The organism is Cytobacillus sp. Bac17, from assembly GCF_024519925.1.
In the GTDB taxonomy this organism is placed as follows: domain Bacteria; phylum Bacillota; class Bacilli; order Bacillales; family Cytobacillaceae; genus Cytobacillus; species Cytobacillus pseudoceanisediminis.
Genome location: NZ_JALJRC010000040.1, coordinates 1 through 22529, shown reverse-complemented (window position 1 = coordinate 22529; position 22529 = coordinate 1). Strand labels below are relative to the sequence as shown.

25 protein-coding genes and 1 rRNA gene are annotated in these 22529 nt (G+C 42.6%); 2 read left to right on the top strand and 24 right to left on the bottom strand.

Going from position 1 to position 22529, the window contains the following annotated elements:
* Positions 1 to 4: 4 nt before the first annotated feature.
* The 13 genes from glmU to metG all read right to left on the bottom strand — a co-directional run bounded on the left by glmU (position 5) and on the right by metG (position 13188).
* Positions 5 to 1378: a bifunctional UDP-N-acetylglucosamine diphosphorylase/glucosamine-1-phosphate N-acetyltransferase GlmU gene (glmU, locus tag NR125_RS26090; RefSeq protein ID WP_256816440.1), complete on the bottom strand. Its 1374-nt coding sequence runs from the start codon at positions 1376 to 1378 to the stop codon at positions 5 to 7.
* A gap of 272 nt (positions 1379 to 1650) precedes the next feature.
* Complete coding sequence (spoVG, locus tag NR125_RS26085; RefSeq protein WP_009336662.1) at positions 1651 to 1941, bottom strand: septation regulator SpoVG; 291 nt, start codon at positions 1939 to 1941, stop codon at positions 1651 to 1653.
* A gap of 186 nt (positions 1942 to 2127) precedes the next feature.
* Positions 2128 to 2502, bottom strand: a complete 375-nt coding sequence (gene ridA / locus NR125_RS26080) for a 2-iminobutanoate/2-iminopropanoate deaminase (protein WP_009336663.1) — start codon at positions 2500 to 2502, stop codon at positions 2128 to 2130.
* Between the two features lie 24 nt (positions 2503 to 2526).
* A complete protein-coding gene (gene purR / locus NR125_RS26075; RefSeq protein ID WP_009336664.1) occupies positions 2527 to 3345 on the bottom strand; it encodes a pur operon repressor in 819 nt (272 codons plus the stop codon).
* A gap of 59 nt (positions 3346 to 3404) precedes the next feature.
* Positions 3405 to 4274 carry a 4-(cytidine 5'-diphospho)-2-C-methyl-D-erythritol kinase gene (gene ispE, locus NR125_RS26070; protein ID WP_019382044.1) on the bottom strand — a complete coding sequence of 290 codons (870 nt, stop codon included), beginning with the start codon at positions 4272 to 4274 and terminating at the stop codon, positions 3405 to 3407.
* Positions 4275 to 4579: 305 nt separating this feature from the next.
* The gene (locus NR125_RS26065) at positions 4580 to 4753 is read right to left on the bottom strand and encodes a small, acid-soluble spore protein, alpha/beta type (RefSeq protein WP_026041722.1); all 174 of its coding nucleotides are present in this window, start codon (positions 4751 to 4753) and stop codon (positions 4580 to 4582) included.
* Positions 4754 to 5007: 254 nt separating this feature from the next.
* Positions 5008 to 5271 (bottom strand): biofilm formation stimulator Veg, encoded by a 264-nt coding sequence (gene veg / locus NR125_RS26060; protein ID WP_009336667.1) that lies wholly within the window; start codon positions 5269 to 5271, stop codon positions 5008 to 5010.
* A gap of 318 nt (positions 5272 to 5589) precedes the next feature.
* A complete protein-coding gene (yabG, locus tag NR125_RS26055; protein WP_019382042.1) occupies positions 5590 to 6474 on the bottom strand; it encodes a sporulation peptidase YabG in 885 nt (294 codons plus the stop codon).
* Between the two features lie 297 nt (positions 6475 to 6771).
* Positions 6772 to 7650 carry a 16S rRNA (adenine(1518)-N(6)/adenine(1519)-N(6))-dimethyltransferase RsmA gene (gene rsmA, locus NR125_RS26050; RefSeq protein WP_009336669.1) on the bottom strand — a complete coding sequence of 293 codons (879 nt, stop codon included), beginning with the start codon at positions 7648 to 7650 and terminating at the stop codon, positions 6772 to 6774.
* Positions 7643 to 8203 carry a ribonuclease M5 gene (gene rnmV / locus NR125_RS26045; protein WP_019382040.1) on the bottom strand — a complete coding sequence of 187 codons (561 nt, stop codon included), beginning with the start codon at positions 8201 to 8203 and terminating at the stop codon, positions 7643 to 7645. Before rnmV ends, rsmA begins: the two co-directional genes overlap by 8 nt.
* A 209-nt stretch (positions 8204 to 8412) precedes the next feature.
* Entirely contained in the window at positions 8413 to 9606 is a 1194-nt protein-coding gene (locus NR125_RS26040; protein ID WP_026041721.1) for a G5 and 3D domain-containing protein, read from the bottom strand.
* 635 nt (positions 9607 to 10241) lie between these two features.
* The gene (locus NR125_RS26035) at positions 10242 to 11009 is read right to left on the bottom strand and encodes a TatD family hydrolase (RefSeq protein ID WP_071157162.1); all 768 of its coding nucleotides are present in this window, start codon (positions 11007 to 11009) and stop codon (positions 10242 to 10244) included.
* A 214-nt stretch (positions 11010 to 11223) separates the two neighbouring features.
* Entirely contained in the window at positions 11224 to 13188 is a 1965-nt protein-coding gene (gene metG, locus NR125_RS26030; RefSeq protein WP_019382037.1) for a methionine--tRNA ligase, read from the bottom strand.
* A 710-nt stretch (positions 13189 to 13898) separates the two neighbouring features.
* Between metG and NR125_RS26025 the strand changes: the two genes are divergently transcribed.
* Positions 13899 to 14183, top strand: a complete 285-nt coding sequence (locus NR125_RS26025) for a transition state genes transcriptional regulator AbrB (protein ID WP_009336674.1) — start codon at positions 13899 to 13901, stop codon at positions 14181 to 14183.
* Positions 14184 to 14223: 40 nt separating this feature from the next.
* On the opposite strand, the gene rsmI is transcribed toward NR125_RS26025, so the two are convergent.
* The 10 genes from rsmI to NR125_RS25975 form a co-directional block, all read right to left on the bottom strand.
* Complete coding sequence (gene rsmI / locus NR125_RS26020) at positions 14224 to 15102, bottom strand: 16S rRNA (cytidine(1402)-2'-O)-methyltransferase (RefSeq protein WP_071157164.1); 879 nt, start codon at positions 15100 to 15102, stop codon at positions 14224 to 14226.
* Complete coding sequence (locus NR125_RS26015; protein WP_009336676.1) at positions 15080 to 15364, bottom strand: GIY-YIG nuclease family protein; 285 nt, start codon at positions 15362 to 15364, stop codon at positions 15080 to 15082. Before NR125_RS26015 ends, rsmI begins: the two co-directional genes overlap by 23 nt.
* Positions 15354 to 16094 (bottom strand): tRNA1(Val) (adenine(37)-N6)-methyltransferase, encoded by a 741-nt coding sequence (locus tag NR125_RS26010; protein ID WP_071157167.1) that lies wholly within the window; start codon positions 16092 to 16094, stop codon positions 15354 to 15356. The genes NR125_RS26015 and NR125_RS26010 overlap by 11 nt, the downstream gene beginning before the upstream one ends.
* 75 nt (positions 16095 to 16169) lie before the next feature.
* Positions 16170 to 16544: a DNA replication initiation control protein YabA gene (yabA, locus tag NR125_RS26005; protein ID WP_009336678.1), complete on the bottom strand. Its 375-nt coding sequence runs from the start codon at positions 16542 to 16544 to the stop codon at positions 16170 to 16172.
* A gap of 12 nt (positions 16545 to 16556) precedes the next feature.
* Positions 16557 to 17384: a PSP1 domain-containing protein gene (locus NR125_RS26000; RefSeq protein ID WP_009336679.1), complete on the bottom strand. Its 828-nt coding sequence runs from the start codon at positions 17382 to 17384 to the stop codon at positions 16557 to 16559.
* Entirely contained in the window at positions 17377 to 18384 is a 1008-nt protein-coding gene (holB, locus tag NR125_RS25995) for a DNA polymerase III subunit delta' (RefSeq protein WP_009336680.1), read from the bottom strand. The genes NR125_RS26000 and holB overlap by 8 nt, the downstream gene beginning before the upstream one ends.
* A gap of 13 nt (positions 18385 to 18397) precedes the next feature.
* A complete protein-coding gene (locus NR125_RS25990) occupies positions 18398 to 18838 on the bottom strand; it encodes a YaaR family protein (RefSeq protein WP_009336681.1) in 441 nt (146 codons plus the stop codon).
* Positions 18839 to 18880: 42 nt separating this feature from the next.
* Positions 18881 to 19210 (bottom strand): cyclic-di-AMP receptor, encoded by a 330-nt coding sequence (locus NR125_RS25985; protein WP_009336682.1) that lies wholly within the window; start codon positions 19208 to 19210, stop codon positions 18881 to 18883.
* Positions 19211 to 19375: 165 nt separating this feature from the next.
* Entirely contained in the window at positions 19376 to 20002 is a 627-nt protein-coding gene (gene tmk, locus NR125_RS25980; RefSeq protein ID WP_019382035.1) for a dTMP kinase, read from the bottom strand.
* Positions 19999 to 21459 (bottom strand): aminotransferase class I/II-fold pyridoxal phosphate-dependent enzyme, encoded by a 1461-nt coding sequence (locus NR125_RS25975; RefSeq protein WP_256816435.1) that lies wholly within the window; start codon positions 21457 to 21459, stop codon positions 19999 to 20001. The genes tmk and NR125_RS25975 overlap by 4 nt, the downstream gene beginning before the upstream one ends.
* Positions 21460 to 21725: 266 nt before the next feature.
* Here NR125_RS25975 and NR125_RS25970 point away from each other — a divergent pair, with 266 nt between their 5' ends.
* Positions 21726 to 21929 (top strand): sigma factor G inhibitor Gin, encoded by a 204-nt coding sequence (locus tag NR125_RS25970; protein WP_009336685.1) that lies wholly within the window; start codon positions 21726 to 21728, stop codon positions 21927 to 21929.
* Between the two features lie 351 nt (positions 21930 to 22280).
* On the opposite strand, the gene rrf is transcribed toward NR125_RS25970, so the two are convergent.
* Positions 22281 to 22397: ribosomal RNA gene (gene rrf, locus NR125_RS25965) — 5S ribosomal RNA — on the bottom strand.
* Positions 22398 to 22529 lie beyond the last annotated feature (132 nt).

Below are 22529 nucleotides of genomic sequence, written 5' to 3'. Positions count from 1 at the left end.
CGGTTTATTTCTTAATATTTAACTTTTGCGTGTAGTTTTCCTTGTTCACCTGGCGTGCACGGGCAATGGAAAGAGCTTCTCCCGGCACATCTTCTGTAATCGTCGATCCTGCTGCCACATATGCACCCTCCCCAATCGTTACCGGTGCGACGAGATTGGAGTTGCATCCAATGAAAACACCATCTTCGATTTTGGTCAGGTACTTATTTTTGCCATCATAATTGACAGTGATTGAGCCGCAGCCCAGGTTAACTTCTCTTCCTACTTCTGCATCGCCAATATAGCTCAGGTGAGAGGCTTTGCTTCCTTTTCCAAAAACAGACTTCTTCACTTCAACAAAGTTGCCGATTTTCACTTCATCATGAATATCTGATTGCGGGCGAATGTGAGCAAACGGCCCAATATTCACTTGTGAACCAATATGGCTGTCATGTGCAGCAGACTGGCGGATCACTGTGCCTTCCCCAATATGGCAATCAGAAATCTCTGTATGAGGTCCGATCACACAATCAGAACCGATGACTGTATTGCCGGAAATGACCGTTCCAGGATAAAGAACTGTATCAGAGCCAATTTTCACATCCGCACCAATATACGTGTTTGACGGATCGATAATGGTAACGCCGTTACGCATGTGTTCTTCATTAATCCGTTGTTTCATGAAGGATTCGGCCTGTGATAAGGCTACCCGGTCATTGACACCCAGGGTTTCGCCAAAATCAGCCGTCTGGTAAGCCGTAACGACTTCGCCTTCATTTTTCAGGATCTCAATCACATCCGGCAGGTAGTATTCACCCTGCACATTATCATTTGTAACTTTGTTTAATGCTTCAAACAAGGTCTTATTATCAAAGCAATAGGTCCCAGTATTGATTTCTTTTATCTTTCGTTCTTCCTCGGAAGCATCTTTCTGTTCAACGATTTTTTCAACCATCCCCATATCATTTCGGATCACGCGTCCATATCCGAATGGATTTTCCGCATGGGCTGTTAAAATAGTCGCTTTGGCAGATAGCTCTTCATGATGCTTGAAAAGCGCTTCCATTGTTTCATGTTTGATGAGCGGTGTATCTCCGCAGACTACGAGCGTCACGCCCTCTTTGCCTTCAAGCATATCGCGAGCCTGCATAACGGCATGAGCGGTGCCAAGCTGCTCCTCCTGAAGAGCATATTTGCTGCTAGAGCCAAGCTGCTGCTCCACCATTTCCGCTCCATGTCCAGTAATGGTGACAATTTCTTTTATGTTAAGCTTTGTAACTTGATCAACAACATGTTGAACCATCGGTTTGCCGCAAACAGGGTGAAGGACTTTGTAAAGCTTTGACTTCATTCTTGTCCCCTGGCCTGCGGCTAAAATGACCGCGTATCGATTAGACATTGACAGGCCTCCAATTTAACCTTTTTATCCATAACGAATATATCTTAAATGGGCTCTTATTTCAAGAAATGATGACAAAGTACATATATTTGTCATTACCATTAACGGTATTTTCTGAAGAAATGGTTTAATATTTTCACAGACAGGGTAATGAAGAAGATAGAAAAAAGCCCTAAGCACCGCCTGTAACAGGGGGTCTCAGAGCTTTAATTCTTCACAGCTAAATAAAAAAGAGCCTTACTTATGTAGCAGGCCCTTGTTGATATATTTTCTTAGGAAGCACCGGCTTCTTCAAATTCCACTTCTAATTCACCTAAACGGTGGTACTCGGCTAATACAGCCTCCTGGATTTTACCGCGCGTTCCTGAATTGATCGGGTGCGCGATATCTCTAAACTCCCCATCCGGAGTACGTTTGCTCGGCATAGCTACAAATAAGCCATTATTCCCATCAATTACACGAATATCATGAACAACAAATTCATGATCCAGCGTAATAGATGCGATTGCCCTCATTCGTCCATCCGTGTTAACGCGGCGTAATCTTACGTCTGTCACTTCCATTCTGTTCACCACCTTTTCGAGAAGATATAATCCTAATTGTATAAATTCAACATATTTACTGAATCTCCTTCTTAGATAAAAAATATTTTTTGAATATTTTGTTCAAAGTAAGGCATTGTCTGTTAAAGCACTTTTCTGTAATAAAAAACGCCCGTTCACTTGAACGAGCGAAATAAATGCGGTTATTTATTTGACGAGGGCCACTACTTCAATTTCAACCAATGCATCCTTTGGCAAGCGTGCCACTTCAACACAGGAGCGCGCAGGCTTGTGTGTGCTGAAATATTCCCCATATACTTCATTGATGGCTGCAAACTCGTTCATGTCCTTGATAAACACCGTTGCCTTTACCACGGTATTTAATGACGCACCCGCTTCTTCAAGCACTGCCTGAAGGTTTTTAAAAACCTGATGCGTCTGTTCCTTTACATCCCCATCTACCATAACACCTTCTGCCGTAAGCGGAATTTGCCCTGAGCTATAGAATAGGTTATTTACAGTAATCCCCTGAGAATATGGCCCAATTGCTGCCGGAGCCTGATTCGTTTGAATGACTTTCATGAATTCTCCCCCTAAAAAATATGATTATTTTTTAAAATAGTTGCCTTCACTTACATTGATTTTCTTTTCCCTCACATCAACATCGGATAGACGCACTAGAGAAAGGTACTCATCAACAAGCCGTTCTTCTGCTTTTTCCGCCTCGACCAGGACAGCAATCCCAGCGAGGTTTGCCTTGAATTCTTCCAGCATGCTGACCATGCCATTAACCGTTCCGCCAGCTTTCATAAAATCGTCAATGATTAAGACGTTGGATCCTTCTGCCAGGCTTCTTTTTGAAAGAACCATAGTCTGAATCCTTTTCGCAGAACCTGATACATAGTTAATGCTTACCGTGGATCCTTCTGTCACCTTGCTGTCCCGTCTGACGATGACTACCGGCACATTGAGATAGTTAGCGGCAGCATAAGCAAGCGGAATCCCTTTTGTAGCTACCGTCATGACCACATCAACGGGCTTATCCGCGAAGGCTGATGCAAAAAGCCTTCCTGCTCGCTGTACAATTAAAGGATCTCCAAGAATGTCAGTCATATAAAGATAGCCGCCGGGAAGAAGCCTTTCCGGACTGGCAATTAAGCTGCAGAGCTCATCTACAAATGGCCGGGCTTCATCATCTGTTACTTTAACATGAAACTTTACGCCGCCTGCTGCTCCGGAAACAGTTTGCAGAGTGCCTATTCCTCTTTGTTCAAATGTTTCTTTAATGATTGTGAGATCTTCACTTATCGAAGACTTGGCAGAACCATACCTTTCTGAAAAGAAAGTTAAGGATACCAGCTGACGCGGATGGTTCAATAAATAATTGGTCATATCTATCAACCGTTCACTTCTGCGAAATTTCATTGTGGAACCCCCATTTAAATCCGAATATTTTAACGATAATATACCATTAATATACGGATTTAATCAAGCTTATGTCTTTCTCCGAGCATTCTGACCGCAAAAACCTGATCGCAAAACCCTCTAAGGCCATTATAAATCCGATGCATTCTTGAATCATGATGCACAAGTCCAAAAACGGTCGGTCCGCTGCCGCTCATCAAAACGGCATCCGCACCAAATCGTTTCATCTGGTCTTTTATCTGCAGCACCTCGGGATGCATATTTAGTGTTACATCCTCCAGAACATTTCCCATGTTCCGGCAGACATCATCATAGCTGCCCGCATTTATCGCTTCGATCATTCCTGCAGTATTCGGATGCTGTACCTGCTCTACGTCCAGTCTTCTATAAACATCAGCAGTCGATACGCCGATGAACGGCTTAGCCAGTATGACCCAGCATGTAGGAGGAGCAGGAAGCTGCTGAATCTTTTCCCCTCTTCCAGTAGCTAAAGCAGTTCCTCCGTATACACAAAAAGAAACATCAGAACCGATTTCCGTCCCGATTTCAGCAAGCTCATCCAATGAAAGCCCCAAATCCCACAGCTTGTTAAGGCCTCTTAGAGCTGCCGCTGCATCACTGCTGCCCCCAGCAAGTCCTGCAGCAACCGGAATTGCTTTTTCTATTGTAATGGACACACCTTTTTTCACTTGAAACCGTTCCTTAAGAAGGTGTGCAGCCTGATAAGCCAAATTCCGCTGATCATCCGGAACAAAACGGTTATGAGAGACAATTTTTATCTCATCTTTATCTAAAAGTGTTAATTCCAGGCGATCTGCCAAATCAATCGTTGTCATTATCATTTCCACTTCATGATAGCCATCTTCCCGTTTATGTAAAACATCTAATGACAAATTGATCTTAGCAGGCGCCTTAACCATGACCTTCAACATTTCCACCTACTTCTTTCCTATAAATCGGACTCCTGTCCAGCTCCACAAGCGAAGCACTTTGGCCTGCAGGGAAAGCCATACCACATTCAGTATTGACTTTATTTTAAACGGCAATAAGCGGCAGTATTGTGCTTTTCTTCTAGAGCGTCTCCATTTTTTGTCCTATTTTACCACAAATTAAACATAAAAGCTCAGGTGGCTTGGAATATAAGGGTTAACCCTATTCGATAAAAGGAAAAGCCGAAGCATAGGCTTCGGCTGACGCAGTGCATATTAATGCTTAAACATAATCTGTGCGAATGCTATTTGTTAAGAAGGTTCTGCTGTGCGATTTCGATAGCCCGCTTAACCATATTGCCGGCATCTTTGGCACGGATGCCGCCCCAGCCTTCCTTTTGGACTACATCATAAAAGCCAAGCTCTTTCGCAATTTCTTCTTTTAAACCATCTGACATAACGCCCCGTCTTCTGCCCAACATTAACATCCCCTTTCACACTGCGGTATGTATAGTATGTGAAAAAGACCTTTTATTCATTAAGAAAAGCGCAAGTGCCTCAGGAACAAGCCAATAACCGCTTGTTCCTGAGGAGAGGATCCAAAGAAGCCCTTTGAAGCCCTTCCATGGCGCTCACCCCCGGCGACACCTCAAGGGGGCAGGCTGCTGACAGCTTTAAAAATAGGCAAACAAAAAGCAGTAAACAATTTGTTCACCGCCCGCTGTCATATATATTAGCTTAAAGCAACCTGTCCTGATGTGTCTTCATAGAATGTAATTTGAACCGTTTCTGTTAAAACATCTGCATAGCTGTAAGATACCCGTTCAAATGCATTTTCATCCTGATCTAACTCAATCACAAATACTGAAGGATACGTTTCTGCCAGAACCCCTGAGCGTTCAATGGTCTTTCTGCGCCCGCCATTTGCTTTTAGCAGGAGCCTTTTCCCAAGATTTGAATCAAGAGCTTTTTTAATATCTGATAATGTTTTTGCCATTCGGTCCACCTCACTATGTTAAGTATATCACACTGACACATTACTGTCAAACAAAAATATAAATTATAACAGTGTTTAAAAATAAATGTCAATATGTTTTGTTCTACTTTTTCTTCTAATTTTCAACAATTTTAGGATTACCTTAAATGGCAAAGATTATGTATAGTTTTGGAAAGCCTTATGAGACTGCATTTCATTACCTGGGAAATAGTCAAATTTCACATGCGCGAAATTCCTCGAAAAATGCTTAACAAATTCTAATTTTTTGCGGGAAAACATAAAAAAACAAGCCGCTATAATACACAAACGGCCTGCTGATTAGGATTCGTTTAGATCATCGTCATTGTAAGGCATTCCTGTTCTCAGGACTCCCCGGGTTTCAATTCCTCCAAGTCCCTTTTCACCTGTTAATGTATTTCTTAAGATATCCCATAAATTGATTCTTTCCATAAATGGAGTAAGGCTGACTTTCGCAACAATGTATACGGGGTCAAGGGCATGGATATTCACCCTGGAAGGAGAACTGGCAAAGTTTGCGCCAGCATGGATCAGCGATTCGAAATGGGACTGGCATGCTCCGGCAAAAATGACAAGCTGATCAAGGTGGGGTATTTTTTTCCGCGCTTCCCTCACCGCCTGTACAAATTCCCTGGAGTGCCTATAAGCATTGATATCGGATTTCTTTCCCTTTGACTTTGAATAGGCATCATGACCTGTTACAACCAGGATATCAGGCCTGTAATGGTCGATGAGCTGTCCGATTTTCATCGGCATTTCCTTTTCACTGCAATGAATTCCAGTTACGGGTATTCCTATTTTTTCATAGACACTTAAGCATTTCTTTAAATAAGATGGATCACCATCCAGATGAAGCACCCTGCCTGGTATCTGAAAATAATTAAGTGTCTTGCTGTAGCCGTCAGTCACCTCATACTCCTGCTTCTCTCTTAAAAGAGCCAGGTCCTGCCGGATCAGCTGGAAAGACTGTTCCTCAAGCGACCTATACTCCTGCTCAAGCTTCATCCGCTGCGCCTGGTTAATGACGATTAAATCCTCACAGGGAGCATCCGCAACGAGACGGATATCTTCTCCGAATAATATGGCCATTTTTTGGCCGCCCTGTTCTTTAATATCAATCACGCGGAATAAAATATCACAGTGATACGAAATTCTTCCGACGATATCCATCGTATTTATAGTCAATGTCGTCACTCCAATTGCCCGAGGATAAACGCGGGCTTCTTCTGGTCTCTTGTTTGTGATTTATTATTTATGTCATAAATTATGCATTCGTCTATAAACATGTGCGTAGAATTAGAAAAGCGAAAAAGCCTTGCCCGCCCCCGACTCCTCGAGGGGGGCAGGTGCTCGTCCTAAAAGCTATGCTTTTATTCGTATGATGATGAAGCTGACGAGGCATTCCTTGTAGTGCTATCCAGTTATTGGCGTTCAAAATTTGAGGCAAAAAAAAAGCCCGCTGTTTTCAGCAGGGCTTCATTTTTATGAAAAATGCGGCAGCAGGGCATCACTCAAGCGGGCAAATTCTTCAATGGATAGAGTTTCCCCTCTTCTGCCCGGCTCGACATTGGCTTGTTCGAGAGCGGAGAGAATATGTTCCTTCTTTTGTTTTCCTCCAGGAAGCTGGCTTGTTAAATTATTCAGCAGAGTCTTGCGCCTTTGTGCAAAGCTTGCTTTTGTCACCTTAAAAAAGAAGGATTCACTTTTAACCGCCACTGCAGGCTCTTTGCGCTTTGTCAGTTTGATGACGGCTGAATCCACATTCGGCTGCGGAACAAAGACCGTCTTCGGCACGATCATGGCCGTTTCAGCCTCTGTATAGTACTGAACAGCAATGGAGAGTGAGCCGTACTCTTTCGTTCCCGGACGGGCTGAAATTCTGTCTGCTACCTCTTTCTGAAGCATACAGACGATTCCTCTGATCGGAAGCTTGTCCTCGAGCAATTTCATGATAATCGGCGTTGTAACATAATACGGAAGGTTGGCGACAACCATAATATCGTTAATGCCTTCAAACTCCTGTTCAATTGCTGTCTTAACATCTGCCTTCAATACATCTTCATTGATGATGGATACATGGGGATATGGCGATAGAGTTTCCTCTAAAATTGGAAGCAGCCGCTGGTCAATTTCAAAAGCAAGTACCTTTTTGCTTCTCCGGGCCAGCTGTTCAGTCAATGCCCCAATTCCAGGGCCTATTTCAATGGCGCCCGATTCTTCCGATAAATCCGCATGATCGACAATTCTCCGGAGAATATTCGTATCGATCAAAAAGTTCTGTCCCAGGCTTTTCTTAAAAGAAAATCCGTACTTATCCAAAATCGCCCGTGTTCTGGCTGGTGTTGCAATATCTTTATGCATTTTGTTCCTCCTCGCGAATAGCTTCGATTGCCTCAGCAAAGTCTCTCTGGCTGATTTGAAACATCATTAAGCGCTTATGAAGCTGCTTGCCGTTTGTGTAGCCGATTTTGAGAAGTCTGCCAAGCTTTTCTCTTCTTTCCTTGGCGCCCTCTCCGCCAATCAGGCCTGCGGTTACCAGATCTTCTTGGGTAATGGTTTCTTCATAGGTTTCCTGCATAACCTGTGCGTCCTGTAATGCCTGACGGATCATTTCAGGCGATGCATGCTCAACGCCTACTCCTCTGCCGTGCTTATGAAGAGCATCCGCTTTTTCTATAAAGGCATGCTTGCATCCGGGTACATCATTGGTGATCGTATTCCGGATTTTTTGACCGGGAAAGTCCGGATCTGTGAATACGATTACCCCTCTGGTCTTCTGGGCAAGCTTTATTTTTTCAATGGTTTCCTGATTAATGGCAGATCCATTGGTTTCAATTGTATCGGCATCCAGGGCTCTTTTGATCGCCGCTGTATCATCCTTGCCTTCTACAACAATAATTTCTTTGATTTTCATACTTCCTCCAGGAAAAATTAAATATAAAAAAATTGAAAAAAACTTGAAACATTTCTGTAATGTAATTCGTCTAAATAGATGTAAGAAGAATATAGTAATAAAGAATAGTTCTTATTATATATGATGCAGCTGAGAAATGAAAAATGTTAATTATTAACCTTCTCTGCATTGAAATAAAAAATGCAGGGGAAGCCCCTGCATCACAAAAATTAGTTCAGTATTTTAATCTTTACGGTTTTTCTTCCCCACTTGTAAGCTTCTGATTTAGAGGAGAAGAATACATCGATTTTGTTTCCACGGATGGCGCCGCCTGTATCTGCTGCAACAGCATAGCCATAACCTTCAACATAGACCTTTGTTCCAAGGGGAATGACACTTGGATCAACCGCTATGACCTTTGCACCCGGATTGGCACGCAGATCCAAGCCAGTAGCAGTTTTGCCTGAGCATCCGCTGCAATTGGCCGTATAGGCTGTTGACGATACATATATTTCTTTTCCGCTTGCCTTGCTGCTTGTTCCGCGGGAAACGACCTGTGTTGCTGCAGCCACCTTTGTTCCGACAGCAACGACTTTATCCTGCTTTTCTTTCACTTGCTTTTCACTGATCAGCTTTCTGGAAACTTCCTTGCCATTCTCCAAGACGACTTCAAATTCTTTCGCCTTAAGGCCTTCTTTTCCAGCATTCATCACCTTTTCAGTGCCTTTAGCCAAGCTATTATCTTTCTTTGTCACAACTGCGAAATTAATTGGTTCTTCCACTACATCGGTGACTTTTTCAACTCGAATGACTTTTATGATGTCATTGGCTTTGACTGTCTCTTCCAACTTTGGTTCAACACGGTCTAAATCATTGATCTTGATTCCCTGCTGTGATAAAAAGTCAGCGACCGTAGTCGAAGTTGACCAAACCTGCTTCTCTTTGCCGCCATGATTAAGCGTTAAAGCGAATGCTTTCTCTACTTGAATTTCAAGGTTGCTTTTAATTTTATCCTCTGGCTTTGGCTGAACCTTATCATGTTCAGTCAGAGTAATATTCTGTTCTTTTAAAACGTCCCCGACCGTCTTTGCAGCCGTCCAAATCGTTTTCTTCTCGTTATCTGTTACAACGTTCACCTGTTTAGCCGGTTCATAGACAATTTCTGTATTGTCCTTAACCTCTGTGTTTACCGAGGGAAACACATAATCTTCTGAGCGAAGTGAAATATCTAGATCATCGAATATATCTTGAATCGTTGATGCATGCGTTTTGATGACTTTCTCTTGGCCATCTATCGTCAGTGCTACTGTTTTCTTTGTCGTTTCATATGCAATGAAACCGCAGGCAGCAGCAAAGACTACTAAACTAGCAGAAAAAATGGCCAATTTCTTTTTACTCAAAGACTTGGATAACAGGTTTTTCATGTTTTGAATCACGATGAAAAACGCCTCCTTTTCTCTCGGAGTGATTATATAGAGTATCTTGCCGACTGTCAACTCTTTCAATTTTCCAGCTTCCGAAAGGCTGGTGAATGCAGGCATCGGGCTATGATTGCCTGAATTCATAGAACTGCACTCTATCTCTATGTATGAAAGACAGCTCCTCTCTATGCATGCCTTCTTGCAAATGCCCCGTTTTCGATGATGCTTGCCTTGGATTTATACTTTTCCACACTCATCGGAAAAATCCTTCTTTTTTTGATTTAGGGATTTTTACGTCTCTTTTGGTAATCCCTCGTTTTCTGCCGATCAGGCGCTCAGCAACCGGGAGCGATTCCGGAAGTTTCCTCAAACCTTCAGACTGCCGGTTCTCTATCTGTCACGCTCCTCAACTGGCAGCAAACGCCCTCCGCTCGATCGGCAGGGGTGCTAGAACAGCACTTTTTCTAGTAAATGGCAAGCCCTCTCGTAAACGTATTTCCTATTATGCAAAAAAACCAGGAGAAAGGAAAGAGAGACTTATCGACATGGTTATCCTATGAGAAGACAGAGACATGTAGAACTTTTTAGAATCAGAAAAAATTTGGACAAGCTCCCACAGGTTTCGACAAAAAGAGATATCAGTTTATGCCGAATAATTTTTTTGCATTTTCTGTGGTTGCTTGTGCAACTTCCTCTACCGATAGTCCTTTTATTTCAGCTATCTGCTCTGCAACTAGTTTGACATAGCTAGGTTCATTCCGTTTTCCTCTAAATGGATGAGGGGTAAGGTAAGGGCAGTCTGTTTCAATCAATAGCTTTTCAAGCGGAATCACATCGGCTACTTCTTTTGGCTTTTTTGCATTCTTGAATGTCACCGGGCCTCCAAGTGAAATAAAAAAGTTCATATCTACACACTCTTTGGCAATTTCAGGGCTGCCGCTAAAGCAATGCATGATGCCGCCTACTTCTCCCGCTCCTTCTTCCTTAAGGATTTCGACTATATCTGCTGTGGCATCACGGTTATGGATAACGATGGGGAGATTAACTTTTTTTGCCAGACGGATCTGCTTGCGGAAGACTTCCTGCTGAATATCCTTTGGTGACTTGTCCCAATAATAATCCAGGCCCATTTCTCCCAGGGCAACGACTTTTGGATGGCTGGAAAGCTCTTCGATCCACCGAAGATCATCCTCTGTCATATCGATGGCATCAACCGGATGCCATCCTACACTTGCGTAGATGAAATCGTATTTCTCAGTCAGCTCCATCGCCTTCTCAATCGTTGGACGGTCAAACCCAACAACCACGATGTTGGAAATTCCTTCATCAAGGGCCCTGTCAATCACCTCTTGTAAATCTTCGTTATATTGTTCGGCATTAAGGTGTGCATGTGTGTCGAAAAACATCAAAAAACTCCTTTTTCTTCATATTATTTTTCTATTACTATTATGTCAGGAATGTAACAAAAATAATGTGTTAGCAGAATGGTTCGAATTTAATAAACTCACTAGAAATTACTTTCTAAGTATAATTTTTCCCAAAAATAAAAAACATAGAAATGCCCACGGTATACGCTTAACACTTCTATGTTTTTATGTTTAACAGAAGAAATCAATAATATTATTTTACCCTTGCACCCAATGGAAGAGATTCAGCGATTGTGGCAAGTGAAAGTTCTCCGTCTTTTCCTCCTGCTAAAATCATTCCTTCTGAAAGCTCACCGCGAAGTTTAACAGGCTTCAAATTTGTGACGCAGATGACTTTTCTGCCGACTAGGTCTTCCGGCTTATAGAATTTGGCAATCCCGGAAACGACTTGGCGCTTTTCATAGCCAAGATCAAGCTGTAATTTTAAGAGCTTATCAGCTTTTTTCACCGGTTCAGCCTGAATGACCTGAGCCACTCTTAAATCGACTTTCATAAAGTCATCGATTGTGATTTCCTCACTATCCGGCTTTTCCTCTGCTTTTGCTTCCGGCTTTGCTTCCTCTTTAGGAGCAGATCCCTGCATTTTGGTTTTAATGAACTCGACTTCTTCATTAATATCCAGGCGAGGGAAAATCGGTTCTCCCTTTAATACCTTTGTGCCTTCAGGGATAAGACCAAATTTTTCAAGGCTTTCCCAAGATGTTAATGCTTCTTCGTTTACATTCAGCTGTGAGAATACTTCTTTTGGCGTACGTGTCAGGAATGGCTGCAGAAGCACCGCGATTCTGCGCAGGGATTCCGCCAGATGGGCCATCACACTCGCAAGATCTTCCCTTTTCTCTTCCTCTTTGGCAAGAGCCCAGGGCTGCGTTTCATCTATATATTTATTCGTTCTGCTGACAAGCTGCCAGACTGCCGAAAGAGCAACAGAGAACTCCATTTTTTCCATTGCTTCCTCATACTTGGAAACCGTCTCACGGTTCATTTGCAGCAGCTGCTGGTCAAACTCTCCGTTTGAATCTTTATATGACGGAATGACACCGTCAAAATATTTATTAACCATCGCAATCGTCCGATTCAAAAGGTTTCCTAAATCATTGGCAAGATCAAAGTTGATTCTTTCCACAAAACCTTCTGGGGTAAACACTCCGTCTGCGCCGAATGGCACTTCGCGAAGCAGGTAATAGCGAAGTGCATCCAGACCATACCGGTCGATAAGGGTAACAGGATCCACTACATTTCCTTTTGATTTGGACATTTTGCCGTCCTTCATCAATAGCCAGCCATGAGCAAACACCTTTTTCGGAAGAGGCAGATCCAATGCCATCAGCATGATTGGCCAGTAAATCGTATGGAAGCGCACAATTTCCTTCCCTACCAGGTGCACATCAGCAGGCCAATAGTTCAGATACTTGGAATCATCATCGGTTCCATAGCCAAGCGCTGTGATGTAATTTGATAGTGCGTCGATCCATACATAAACAACATGCTTAGGATTGTTCGGCACTTTCACTCCCCAGTCAAAAGTGGTCCTGGATACCGCCAAATCCTCGAGGCCAGGTTTAATGAAGTTATTGATCATCTCATTCTTGCGGGATTCAGGCTGTATAAAAGATGGATTTTCTTCATAATACTGCAGAAGCCTGTCAGCGTACTTGCTTACCTTAAAGAAATAGGATTCTTCTTTTACTTTATGAACTGGACGTCCGCAGTCAGGGCAGTTTCCATCCACAAGCTGCCGTTCTGTGTAATAAGACTCACATGGCGTACAATACCATCCCTCATATTCACCAAGATAAATATCGCCCTGTTCCACAAGCTGAGCGAAAATTTTTTCTACAATCTGCTTATGTCTGTCTTGAGTAGTACGGATAAAGTCATCATAGGAAATATCAAGCTTCTTCCATAGTTCCTGGATACCGGCGACAATTTCATCTACGTACTGCTGCGGTGTTATTCCTTTTTCTTCTGCCTTCTCCTGAATCTTCTGTCCATGTTCATCCGTTCCCGTCAGGTACATAACGTCAAAGCCGCGCATGCGCTTGTAACGCGCCATCGCATCACCGGCAACAGTTGTATAGGCATGTCCTATATGTAAATTTCCGCTAGGATAATAAATTGGAGTGGTTAAATAAAACGTCTTTAATTTGTCCTCCACAAGATTCCCTCCCTCATTTTAAAAGCGCAAGCGCCTTGCCCACCCCCGACAAGCACAAGACGATCCTCACGGAAAGGCGTTCTTTGCCTTTCTGGGAGGATTGGCTTGTACCTAGAGGGGGTAGGCGCCGGAGCTAGATAGTTATCGAAGTCTAACGTTATACTTTCTTAAATTTTAAAAAATCCCGCCCAATTTGGACGAGAGTATTAATCAGAAAATCGTGCCGTTATTGGGCCTTCTATATCGATATTTTACAAGAAGTTATATTCGTCAGCATAACCTCTTATACCATCAAAATATACCTAAAAACTTGAAATTGTGCAACCAATAGGCAGAAGGGATGGCAGGATTCTTCTTAAAATAAATTTTTTTATTTTCTATCCCTAAAAAAGGAAATTAACTTTCGAATATTATTATAGCAAAAGTATAATAATTGTAGAATTTTGTCGAAATGTCGAAATGAGTCATATTACTGCTTTTTGAGTAGTTCTTTCCCCTTTCTATATTAAACCTTCTTTATTTCTATAAAAACGTTGTTATATCAACGCTTCAATTGGCATCCCAAAATTTTCTATTTTAATTGAAAATAAAGTAATTGACGTATATGGGAATGGCTGGTATTATAAATGTAATAAAGATTTTGTCGAATAATGACGAAACAACATAGATAGAGAAAAATATTATTGGAGATTTGAGAGGAGACTTTTATTATGAAATCCACAGGTATTGTTCGTAAAGTTGATGAGCTTGGCCGTGTAGTTATCCCTATCGAATTAAGACGTACACTTGGAATTGCCGAAAAGGACGCTTTGGAAATCTACGTAGATGACGAAAGAATCATCCTTAAAAAGTACAAGCCAAACATGACTTGCCAAGTTACTGGGGAAGTATCTGATGAAAATATCTCTTTAGCTAACGGCAAATTAATTCTAAGCCGTGACGGTGCAGAACAGCTGTTAAAAGAAATTCAAAACACTTTTGAATTAGCAAAATAAGAATGAAGAAAAGCTTCTCACGCGTGTGAGAAGCTTTTTTTTATTCCTCAATATGATAAGCATGGTAAACATCCCGCTTATTTAATCCCCGGTCTTTTGCCGTTTGCTTAATGGCTTCTTTGCTCGAGAGTCCAGTTTCTTCTATATAATGTCTAACATGATCTTCAACCGGGAGATTCTCCCACCAGGCTGTTTCTTCATCCTGAACAGCCTCGGAAGTTCCTTCAATAATAATCACAAATTCTCCTCTTACCTCGCCGTTCGAAGCCCATTCCATTGCTTCCCCTACAGTTCCCCGGATAAATTCTTCATATCTCTTCGTCAGTTCGCGGCATAACGCGATATTCCTGTTGCCCATAATATCCGACATTAGCGATAGAGTTTCCTTCAGGCGGTGGGGAGCTTCATATAAGATGATGGTTGCCGAAAGCTTCGAGAGATTCTCCAGCTCCTGCTTCTTAAGTTTCTTCTGCCTGTTCAGGAATCCGTAGAAATAAAAAGGCTGAGTATCAATGCCGGAAGCAATCAGTCCGGTAAGGGCAGCATTCGCACCAGGCAGGGGGACCACTGTCAGCTTTTCTTCAGCCGCCGCCACTACAAGATCGAAGCCCGGATCTGAAATCGCAGGCATTCCTGCATCACTGACAAGGGCAATCTTTGCGCCATTAGCCACTTTCTCAAGCAGCTTCTGTCCGCTTGCCTCCTTATTATGTTCATGATAGCTGATGATGGGTGTGGCGATTTCAAAATGATTGCAGAGCTTCTTCGTATTGCGTGTGTCCTCCGCTGCAATATAGTCAGCTTCCTTCAGGATTCTTACTGCTCGGAAGCTCATATCTTCCAGATTGCCGATCGGAGTCGGGACTAAGTATAAAATTCCCTTTTTTTCTTCATGTTCAAAGCTTTTTTGCTGCCACATATGTACCACCCGTCTCTTTCATTAAAAACTCATCCTTCTTTTTCCTGGACCATTGCTTAAATTCATATTCTGCTCTCATCGCTTCGCCTTTTTCCAAAAAAGGACGGGAGAAGACCAGCTCCACCGGCCCCCTGCCCCTCGTATACTTGGCCCCTTTTCCTTCATTATGGGCCTTCACCCGTTTTTCAAGATCATTAGTGTATCCTGCATATAAGCTGCCATCACGGCAATGGAGAACATAAAAATAATGGCTATTCTCCATATAAAATCTCTCTCATTTCAGGTGTATATTCATTTTCTTCATTATATACAAATAAAGGAGGCAGGATTTTCAGATCCGGATTACCGTTTTTTACTGCTTCAACTAGCAGGGTGTTCGCTTCTTTTCCGGCCTTCGGGTAGACGAATTGCACCCTTTTTGGCTCAAGCTTATACTTGCGCATGAGCGTGACAATGTCCAGGAACCTTCCCGGCCTGTGTACAAATGCTACCTTGCCGCCCTGTTTCGCAAGCCCGCTTGATGCTTTAATCGCATCCTCCAGTGTACAGAGGATTTCATGGCGGGCTATCGCCAAATGTTCATTCTCATTGATTTCTTCCCGGGAAGGAGTAGGGAAATAGGGCGGGTTGCAGGTCACAACATCAAATTTCCCATATCCTAAAACCTGATGTATTTCTTTAATATCCCCGCGAATCATCTCAATCCGGCCTTGAAGCTTATTGTATTCAATGCTTCTGACTGCCATATCATGCAAACGCTCCTGAATCTCGACGCCTGTAATGGCCCCCTTTGTTCGTGTGCTTAAAAAAAGCGGAATCACACCATTTCCGCTGCACAAATCAATGAGATTGCCTTTTTGAATCGGTACATATACAAACCTGGCCAGCAGGACAGCATCCAGTGAAAAAGAAAAAACGGCCGGGCTTTGAATAATTCTCAAATCTTCAGCCAGCAAATAGTCCAGCCGCTCCCCTTCTTTTAAAAAATCCATTCTTGATCCTCCATGCTACTCTGATTCTTTGCCTCTATGGAAAAATAGCCTTCCTATCATCAGGAAGGCTAAAATTTACTTCTTATTCAGGAAAGACAAGCAAAACAGACAGTCTCCCTCTTTTCGAGGGCTGCCGAAATGGAGATTGCAAATGTGAAAGCCTTCCTGATAAAGGCGGGCAAGGTTATCATAGCCTTCACCAATATCAATCACCTTATCATCATCAGCAGCATCGGCAGATTGCTCTGATTTGCCTTTTTTCGCCGATGTACTTTCCTTTTTCGCTGATATGTCTAAATGACGTCTTAAATGTTCATTTTCCAGCTTTAAAGAGTTATTCTCTTCAAGTATTTCTGCCAAATGCTGCTTTAACTCACCAAGCTGCTGATATAACTCTCCAATTTGGGTTTCCATATTACTCACTGAGTCAAAGATTTCTTTTTTATCCACGACTTCCACCTCTTAATCTGTGGACTGAACTGATACAGCACCTTGTTTTAAAATTTCATCCAATGTATATTCGAGGACGCGCTCCGCTTCTTTTACATCAACCTGAAGAACACGCTCCAATATATTCAAGCCTACCACTTTTCCAGCTCCATCAGGGGTCTGAATCCATTCCCCAAGGTCCGGAAGCTGTTCTTTTGCTGCTTCGTACTCATCATTTTCATACTTCAGGCAGCACATTAAGCGTCCGCACAAACCTGATATTTTCGTTGGGTTCAACGAAAGATTCTGGTCCTTTGCCATTTTGATGGATACTGGATCAAAATCACCAAGGAAGGTGGAACAGCAGAGCATTCTTCCACATGGACCAATTCCGCCCAGCATTTTTGCTTCATCCCTCACACCAATCTGGCGAAGTTCTATCCTTGTCCTGAAGATGGCTGCGAGGTCTTTGACAAGCTCGCGAAAGTCAACCCGGCCATCAGCTGTAAAGTAGAAAATGACCTTATTTCGGTCAAATGTATATTCAACATCGACCAGCTTCATATCAAGCTGATGTGTATGGACCTTTTCACAGCAGACCTCATATGCTTCTTTGGCGGCCTGCTTGTTCTCCTCGACAATCATGCGATCCTTTTGATCTGCAATACGAAGAACCTTTTTTAATGGAAGGACAACATCATGCTCATCGACCTGCTTCGGGGCAATTACCACTTTTCCGTATTCTACGCCTCGGACAGTTTCGACAATGACAAAGTCATCCTTTTGTATTGAGAGATCTCCGGGATCAAAATAATAAATCTTGCCCGCTTTTTTAAAGCGCACTCCTACTACATCATACAAAGGAAGATCCCTCCTGCAATTTTAGCACAAGCTGTTCCATCAACAGCTGCGGATTCATATTTGCCTGTAATTTTCTTTTGGCCTCCAAAACAGCCGTCATCTGTTCCGTCAGACGTTTTGTAGAAGATTGCAGTGCAAACTGCTCTAAACGATTTCTTTCGTTCAGATGGACAACCTGGTCTTGTTTCCCAAGCTGAATATATAGTAAATCTTTAAAAATAAGAAGTAATAGATCCAAGCCGCGATCAATCTGCTCTTTTTCTTTAAAGTGCAAGAACCAATCCTCCTGCAGGGCAACCATCGCCTCTAGCGGATTCTTCTTTACCACTTCATATAATTTTAACACTATTTTTTGCGCTTGTACAAACCAATCATCAGAACTATATTGCAAAGCCTCATCCAAATTATTGGTAATTTGTGCAAGTAATGGTGCCTGGGCAGGATCCACTCCATTATTTTTTAATTGCTGAATCATTTCTGCAGGAGATAATGGTTTAAAAGAAATGGTCTGGCAGCGGGATAGAATAGTAGGAAGCATCTGCTGCGACTGCTCGGTAATAAGCACAGCGGTCGTCTCTGCATGGGGTTCCTCCAGGAATTTAAGCAAACTGTTGGCAGCGTTAACTGTCATTCTATCAGCATGTACAATCACATAAAGCTTGCGCTTAGATTCCACCCCGGTCTTTGAAAACTCTTCCTGCAGGCTTTGAATCTGACTTTTTTTGATAGAAAGCCCGTCCGGCTCAAGGATATGAACATCAGGGTGATTGCCGCTGTTGATCCTCTTACAGTTTGAACATGTTTCACATGGAACATACCCATCAAGCGGTTCAAGACAGAATCGGCTTTTCGCTAAAAGCATGCTTGCTTCCCGCTTTCCCGTTCCTTTCATCCCTTCAAATAAGTAGGCGTGGGCCAGCCGATCCTTCTCTATGCTATTTTTAAACATTTTCAATACAACTGGCTGTATGACCTCCAGCTGTTCCCACGTTTTTCCCACAATGATCACTCACTTACATATATATATTTATTAAAAGCCCCTTAATCTCGCCGACTTTCCCCAGTATATCGATAGATGATTCTTCTTTTTTCATTAGTTCATCCGTCAGCTCTGACAGCTTTTCATCAACCGTTTCTACCACTTTCAGAGAACGGCCCTGTCCATGCTGATTCCAGCTGTGCGATTGCTTCAGCTCCATCCCAAAGTCAACGGCTTCCTTTACAAACCGCTTTACAAGCGTTTTAAATTTGGCTAAATCCTTAAAGGTTCTGGAGCGGGCAAGCCTTTCTCCAGCGGCATCTATATCCTTTAACAGACCCTGAAGCTGAGAAGCCTGCATTTTCTGGTCCTGCTTTTGCACCATTTCGGAAAATTTCACGCCGTTTCCCGCCGCCTGCTTCTGCTCATTGCGGACATTTTCCATCTTGAGCCGAAGTTCCTGATTAATTTTCATACCTAATCCTCCGCAAAGGGCATTAAGCTCCCTTTGAATGTATTAAAAATGGTGGAATTGTTCAACTGGCAGGACAAATACCGTCGCACCGCCAACTTCGACTTCCACAGGGTAAGGCACATAAGAATCAGCATTTCCGCCCATTGGCGATACAGGTGCTACCAGCTGGTCTCTTGCTCTGCAATTTTCCTTAATAATCTGCAGGGCTCTCTCCACACGGATATCCTCTGTCCCAATCATGAACGTTGTATTGCCTGATTTCAAAAATCCGCCCGTGCTGGCCAATTTTGTCGCACGAAAATTATTGTCAACCAACGCATTCATTAGCTTATTGCTGTCCTGATCCTGAATGACTGCCAGAATTAATTTCATAAGCCCATCCCCTTTACAAGTTTTTAATCCGTTTTATCTTACTTTTATTATATCAATTATTTTATCTTCAAGCAGAAATTAAGGGAATACCGGAAAAATTATTTTAAAAACTGACTGGCAAGCTTATAAAAAAGCCTTAAAGAATATGATCTTTAAGGCAAATGTTTATATTATTTCTTTCAGCTTGCTCTCCGCCTGCTGATACACTTCCTCCAATGTTCCCGAAGCATTGATTTTAAAGATGCGCTCCGGGTAAAGCTCCATTAGCTTCAAATAGCCTTCCCGCACTTTGTGATGGAAATCAAGCTTTTCCAGGTCCAGGCGGTTCACTTCCCGTCCTTTATGCTGGTTGATTCGATCCAGCCCGGCCTCCGGTTCAATATCAAAATACAGCGTCAGTTCAGGCATCATGCCTTCGATGGCAAAGCTGTTTATAGAGTATACTTCATCAATGCCAAGGCCCCTTGCATAGCCTTGATAAGCAAGAGAACTATCAATAAACCGATCACATAATATGATATATCCCTTATCCATTGCTGGCTTTACTTTTTCAGCCAGGTGCTGCCTTCTGGCTGCCGCATACAGCAGAGCCTCTGTTCGCGGATCCATCTTTGTATTATTTTTATCGAGTATGACACTTCTGATCTGCTCGGCAATCTCAATTCCGCCAGGCTCTCTTGTCTGAAGAACCTGATAGCCTTCCTTTGCCAGATTGCTTGCCAGCATATCTATAATCGTTGTTTTTCCGGCACCCTCAGGTCCTTCGACCGTAATAAACTTACCTTTTTTCATTTTACTTCCTCCAGCTGCTGATATAGATCCTGATAAACGTTAATGCTGCCTTTTTTTATATTTTCCCCATTTTGAAACCGTGCTCCGGCCTTAATTTGAAATCTTATGCTTGCTATGTCTTCCCCTTCGATGAGTTCACCTGGGAATAAAAGCGGGATGCCTGGCGGATATGGAGTCACCTGCTGTGCACATATTTTACCAACCGCCTCTTCCAGTGCCACCGTTTTAATGGTGCATCGGTCTTGTTCCTTTTGCTCCAGGGCAAGGCCGGAGACAGGCCTTTTACTGAAAGGAATTTTTTCATGTCGGCCTGCCGGGCCAAATGATTTCAGCTCCTCTTCCAAGCATTGAATAACCCGTTCAAATGGATAATCCATATCTTTTTTTAAAAGAGGCAATACAAATAGGACATTATAAGGATCTGCCATTTCCGTAAAGATCCCATGCTTCTCCAGGAGAGCCTGCAGTTCATACCCGCTGAGGGCAGCTGCCGACTGGATGGTCACTTTTAAAGGATCACCGTTTTTATGTTCAAAGTTCAGTACTTTAATTCCTTTTATTTTACTTAGATTCTTTCGGAAGTGCCCCGCCTTTTCAAGCAGCGCTTCCTCATCCTTTCCCGAGAATGAGGCTAAATAGGCCCTTGCCAAATCAAGAGATGCCATAATGGGATAGGAAGGACTGCTTGATTGGAGAATCCCCAGATATTTGGACACTCTTTCTTCCTTTATAAAACGGCTATTAAAATGCAGATAAGCCCCCATCGTCATAGCAGGCAAAGTCTTATGTGCCGATTGTACAACCAGGTCTGCCTGAAGCTGAACGGCCGAAGCGGGAAAACTATCTCCCCCGATCAAATGTGCTCCATGCGCTTCATCCACCAATACTGGAACTCCATGATCATGAGCATACTCAATAATGCTTTCAAGGTTAAACACCATTCCGTAATAATTGGGATAGGTTAAGATTAGCGCTTTTGCTTCCGGATTTTGTCTGATTGCCTCTTTAACGGTCTCTAAAGCTACTCCCCCGGCAACGCCCCACTCTTCATTAAACTCAGGCGCTAAGAAGACAGGCTTAGCCCTAGCCAAAGTAATGCCATTAAGAATGGACTTATGGCAATTCCGCTGAACAAGTACAGTCTCATTTTCCTTTGCGGCTGACATGACCATGGCGAGATTCCCTGAGGTGGATCCGTTAACAAGGAAAAAGCTTTTTGGAACCCCATACAAATCGGCAAGCAGCTTTTGCGCTTTCAAAATGACTCCTTCAGGAGAATGCAAATCATCCAGTCCGCTAAGCTCAGTAGCATCGAGCTTTAAAATATCTTTAAAATACTCTGCTCCCTCACCGCCTGCAAGTTGACCGTTCTTATGTCCCGGCACATGAAAAGATACAGGCTGATGTGAAGCATGTTTTTTTAACTGTTCCCATAATGGAGTCTGTTCGTGATTCATATCTACATCACTTTCCTAAGATTCTTCTCCTATTTTAACAAAACAAGTATGTGCGTGCTATAAAAGAAACATTAGGTCGATATCTGCGCCAGTCCATAAAGGATTAAGGAAATTTATGAAAGAAATCCATTATAGACATACACCCAAATTAGATTTCCATCATACAATATAAATCAAGTAACCTCAAAAAACCCGCCAATGAATATTCGAAAAATTGTATACAATAACATTGATCTGGGCAGAATAAGTGTATGGAGGTGGAGTGATTGGGTTCGCTATTAGCAAAAAAACATGCAGGGGAAGAATGTGTCATATGCGAGCAGGCAAAAACCAGGGGAATACATCTATACACTTCTTTTATCTGCACAGATTGTGAAAAAGATTTAGTCACCACGGATACAAGCAATCCAAAATATAATTATTACTTAAAGAAACTGCGGAAAATAACCATGCCGGAGATATTTTCTTGAAATGTAAGCCCTTTGATAGGGGCTTTTTATTTTTTTGCCGGTTTGTTGGGCCGCTGAGTCATTAATCTCAGTGTTATCTGACATGAATTGGATTTATGTAACAGGTTTTTGATTTTACCTAGCAAGTATCCGATTTTATCTCGCATGTTTTATGTATATTTCACATTTGGCACATTCATCTTTGCTGAAAACGGATTTGACTTTTAAAACAGACGCGGAATAAAGAAGTTGCGCATATATTAGCCAAAGTGACGATGTATATACTCAAAAAGGAGAGTCAAAATAAGATATTTAGATCCAGTAAATCATCCACATACAAAAAAAGAGCACCCATCAGGTGCTCTTTCATATGCCCGGCAGCGTCCTACTCTCACAGGGGGACAGCCCCCAACTACCATCGGCGCTGAGAAGCTTAACTTCCGTGTTCGGTATGGGAACGGGTGTGACCTTCTCGCTATCGCCACCGGACTATTTGGTTGAAGAAACTTCGTTCCCTCAAAACTAGATAATGTATGAAGAAGCATTTGCCGAGTATTAACCATATAACTTGGTTAAGTCCTCGATCGATTAGTATCAGTCAGCTCCACATGTCGCCACGCT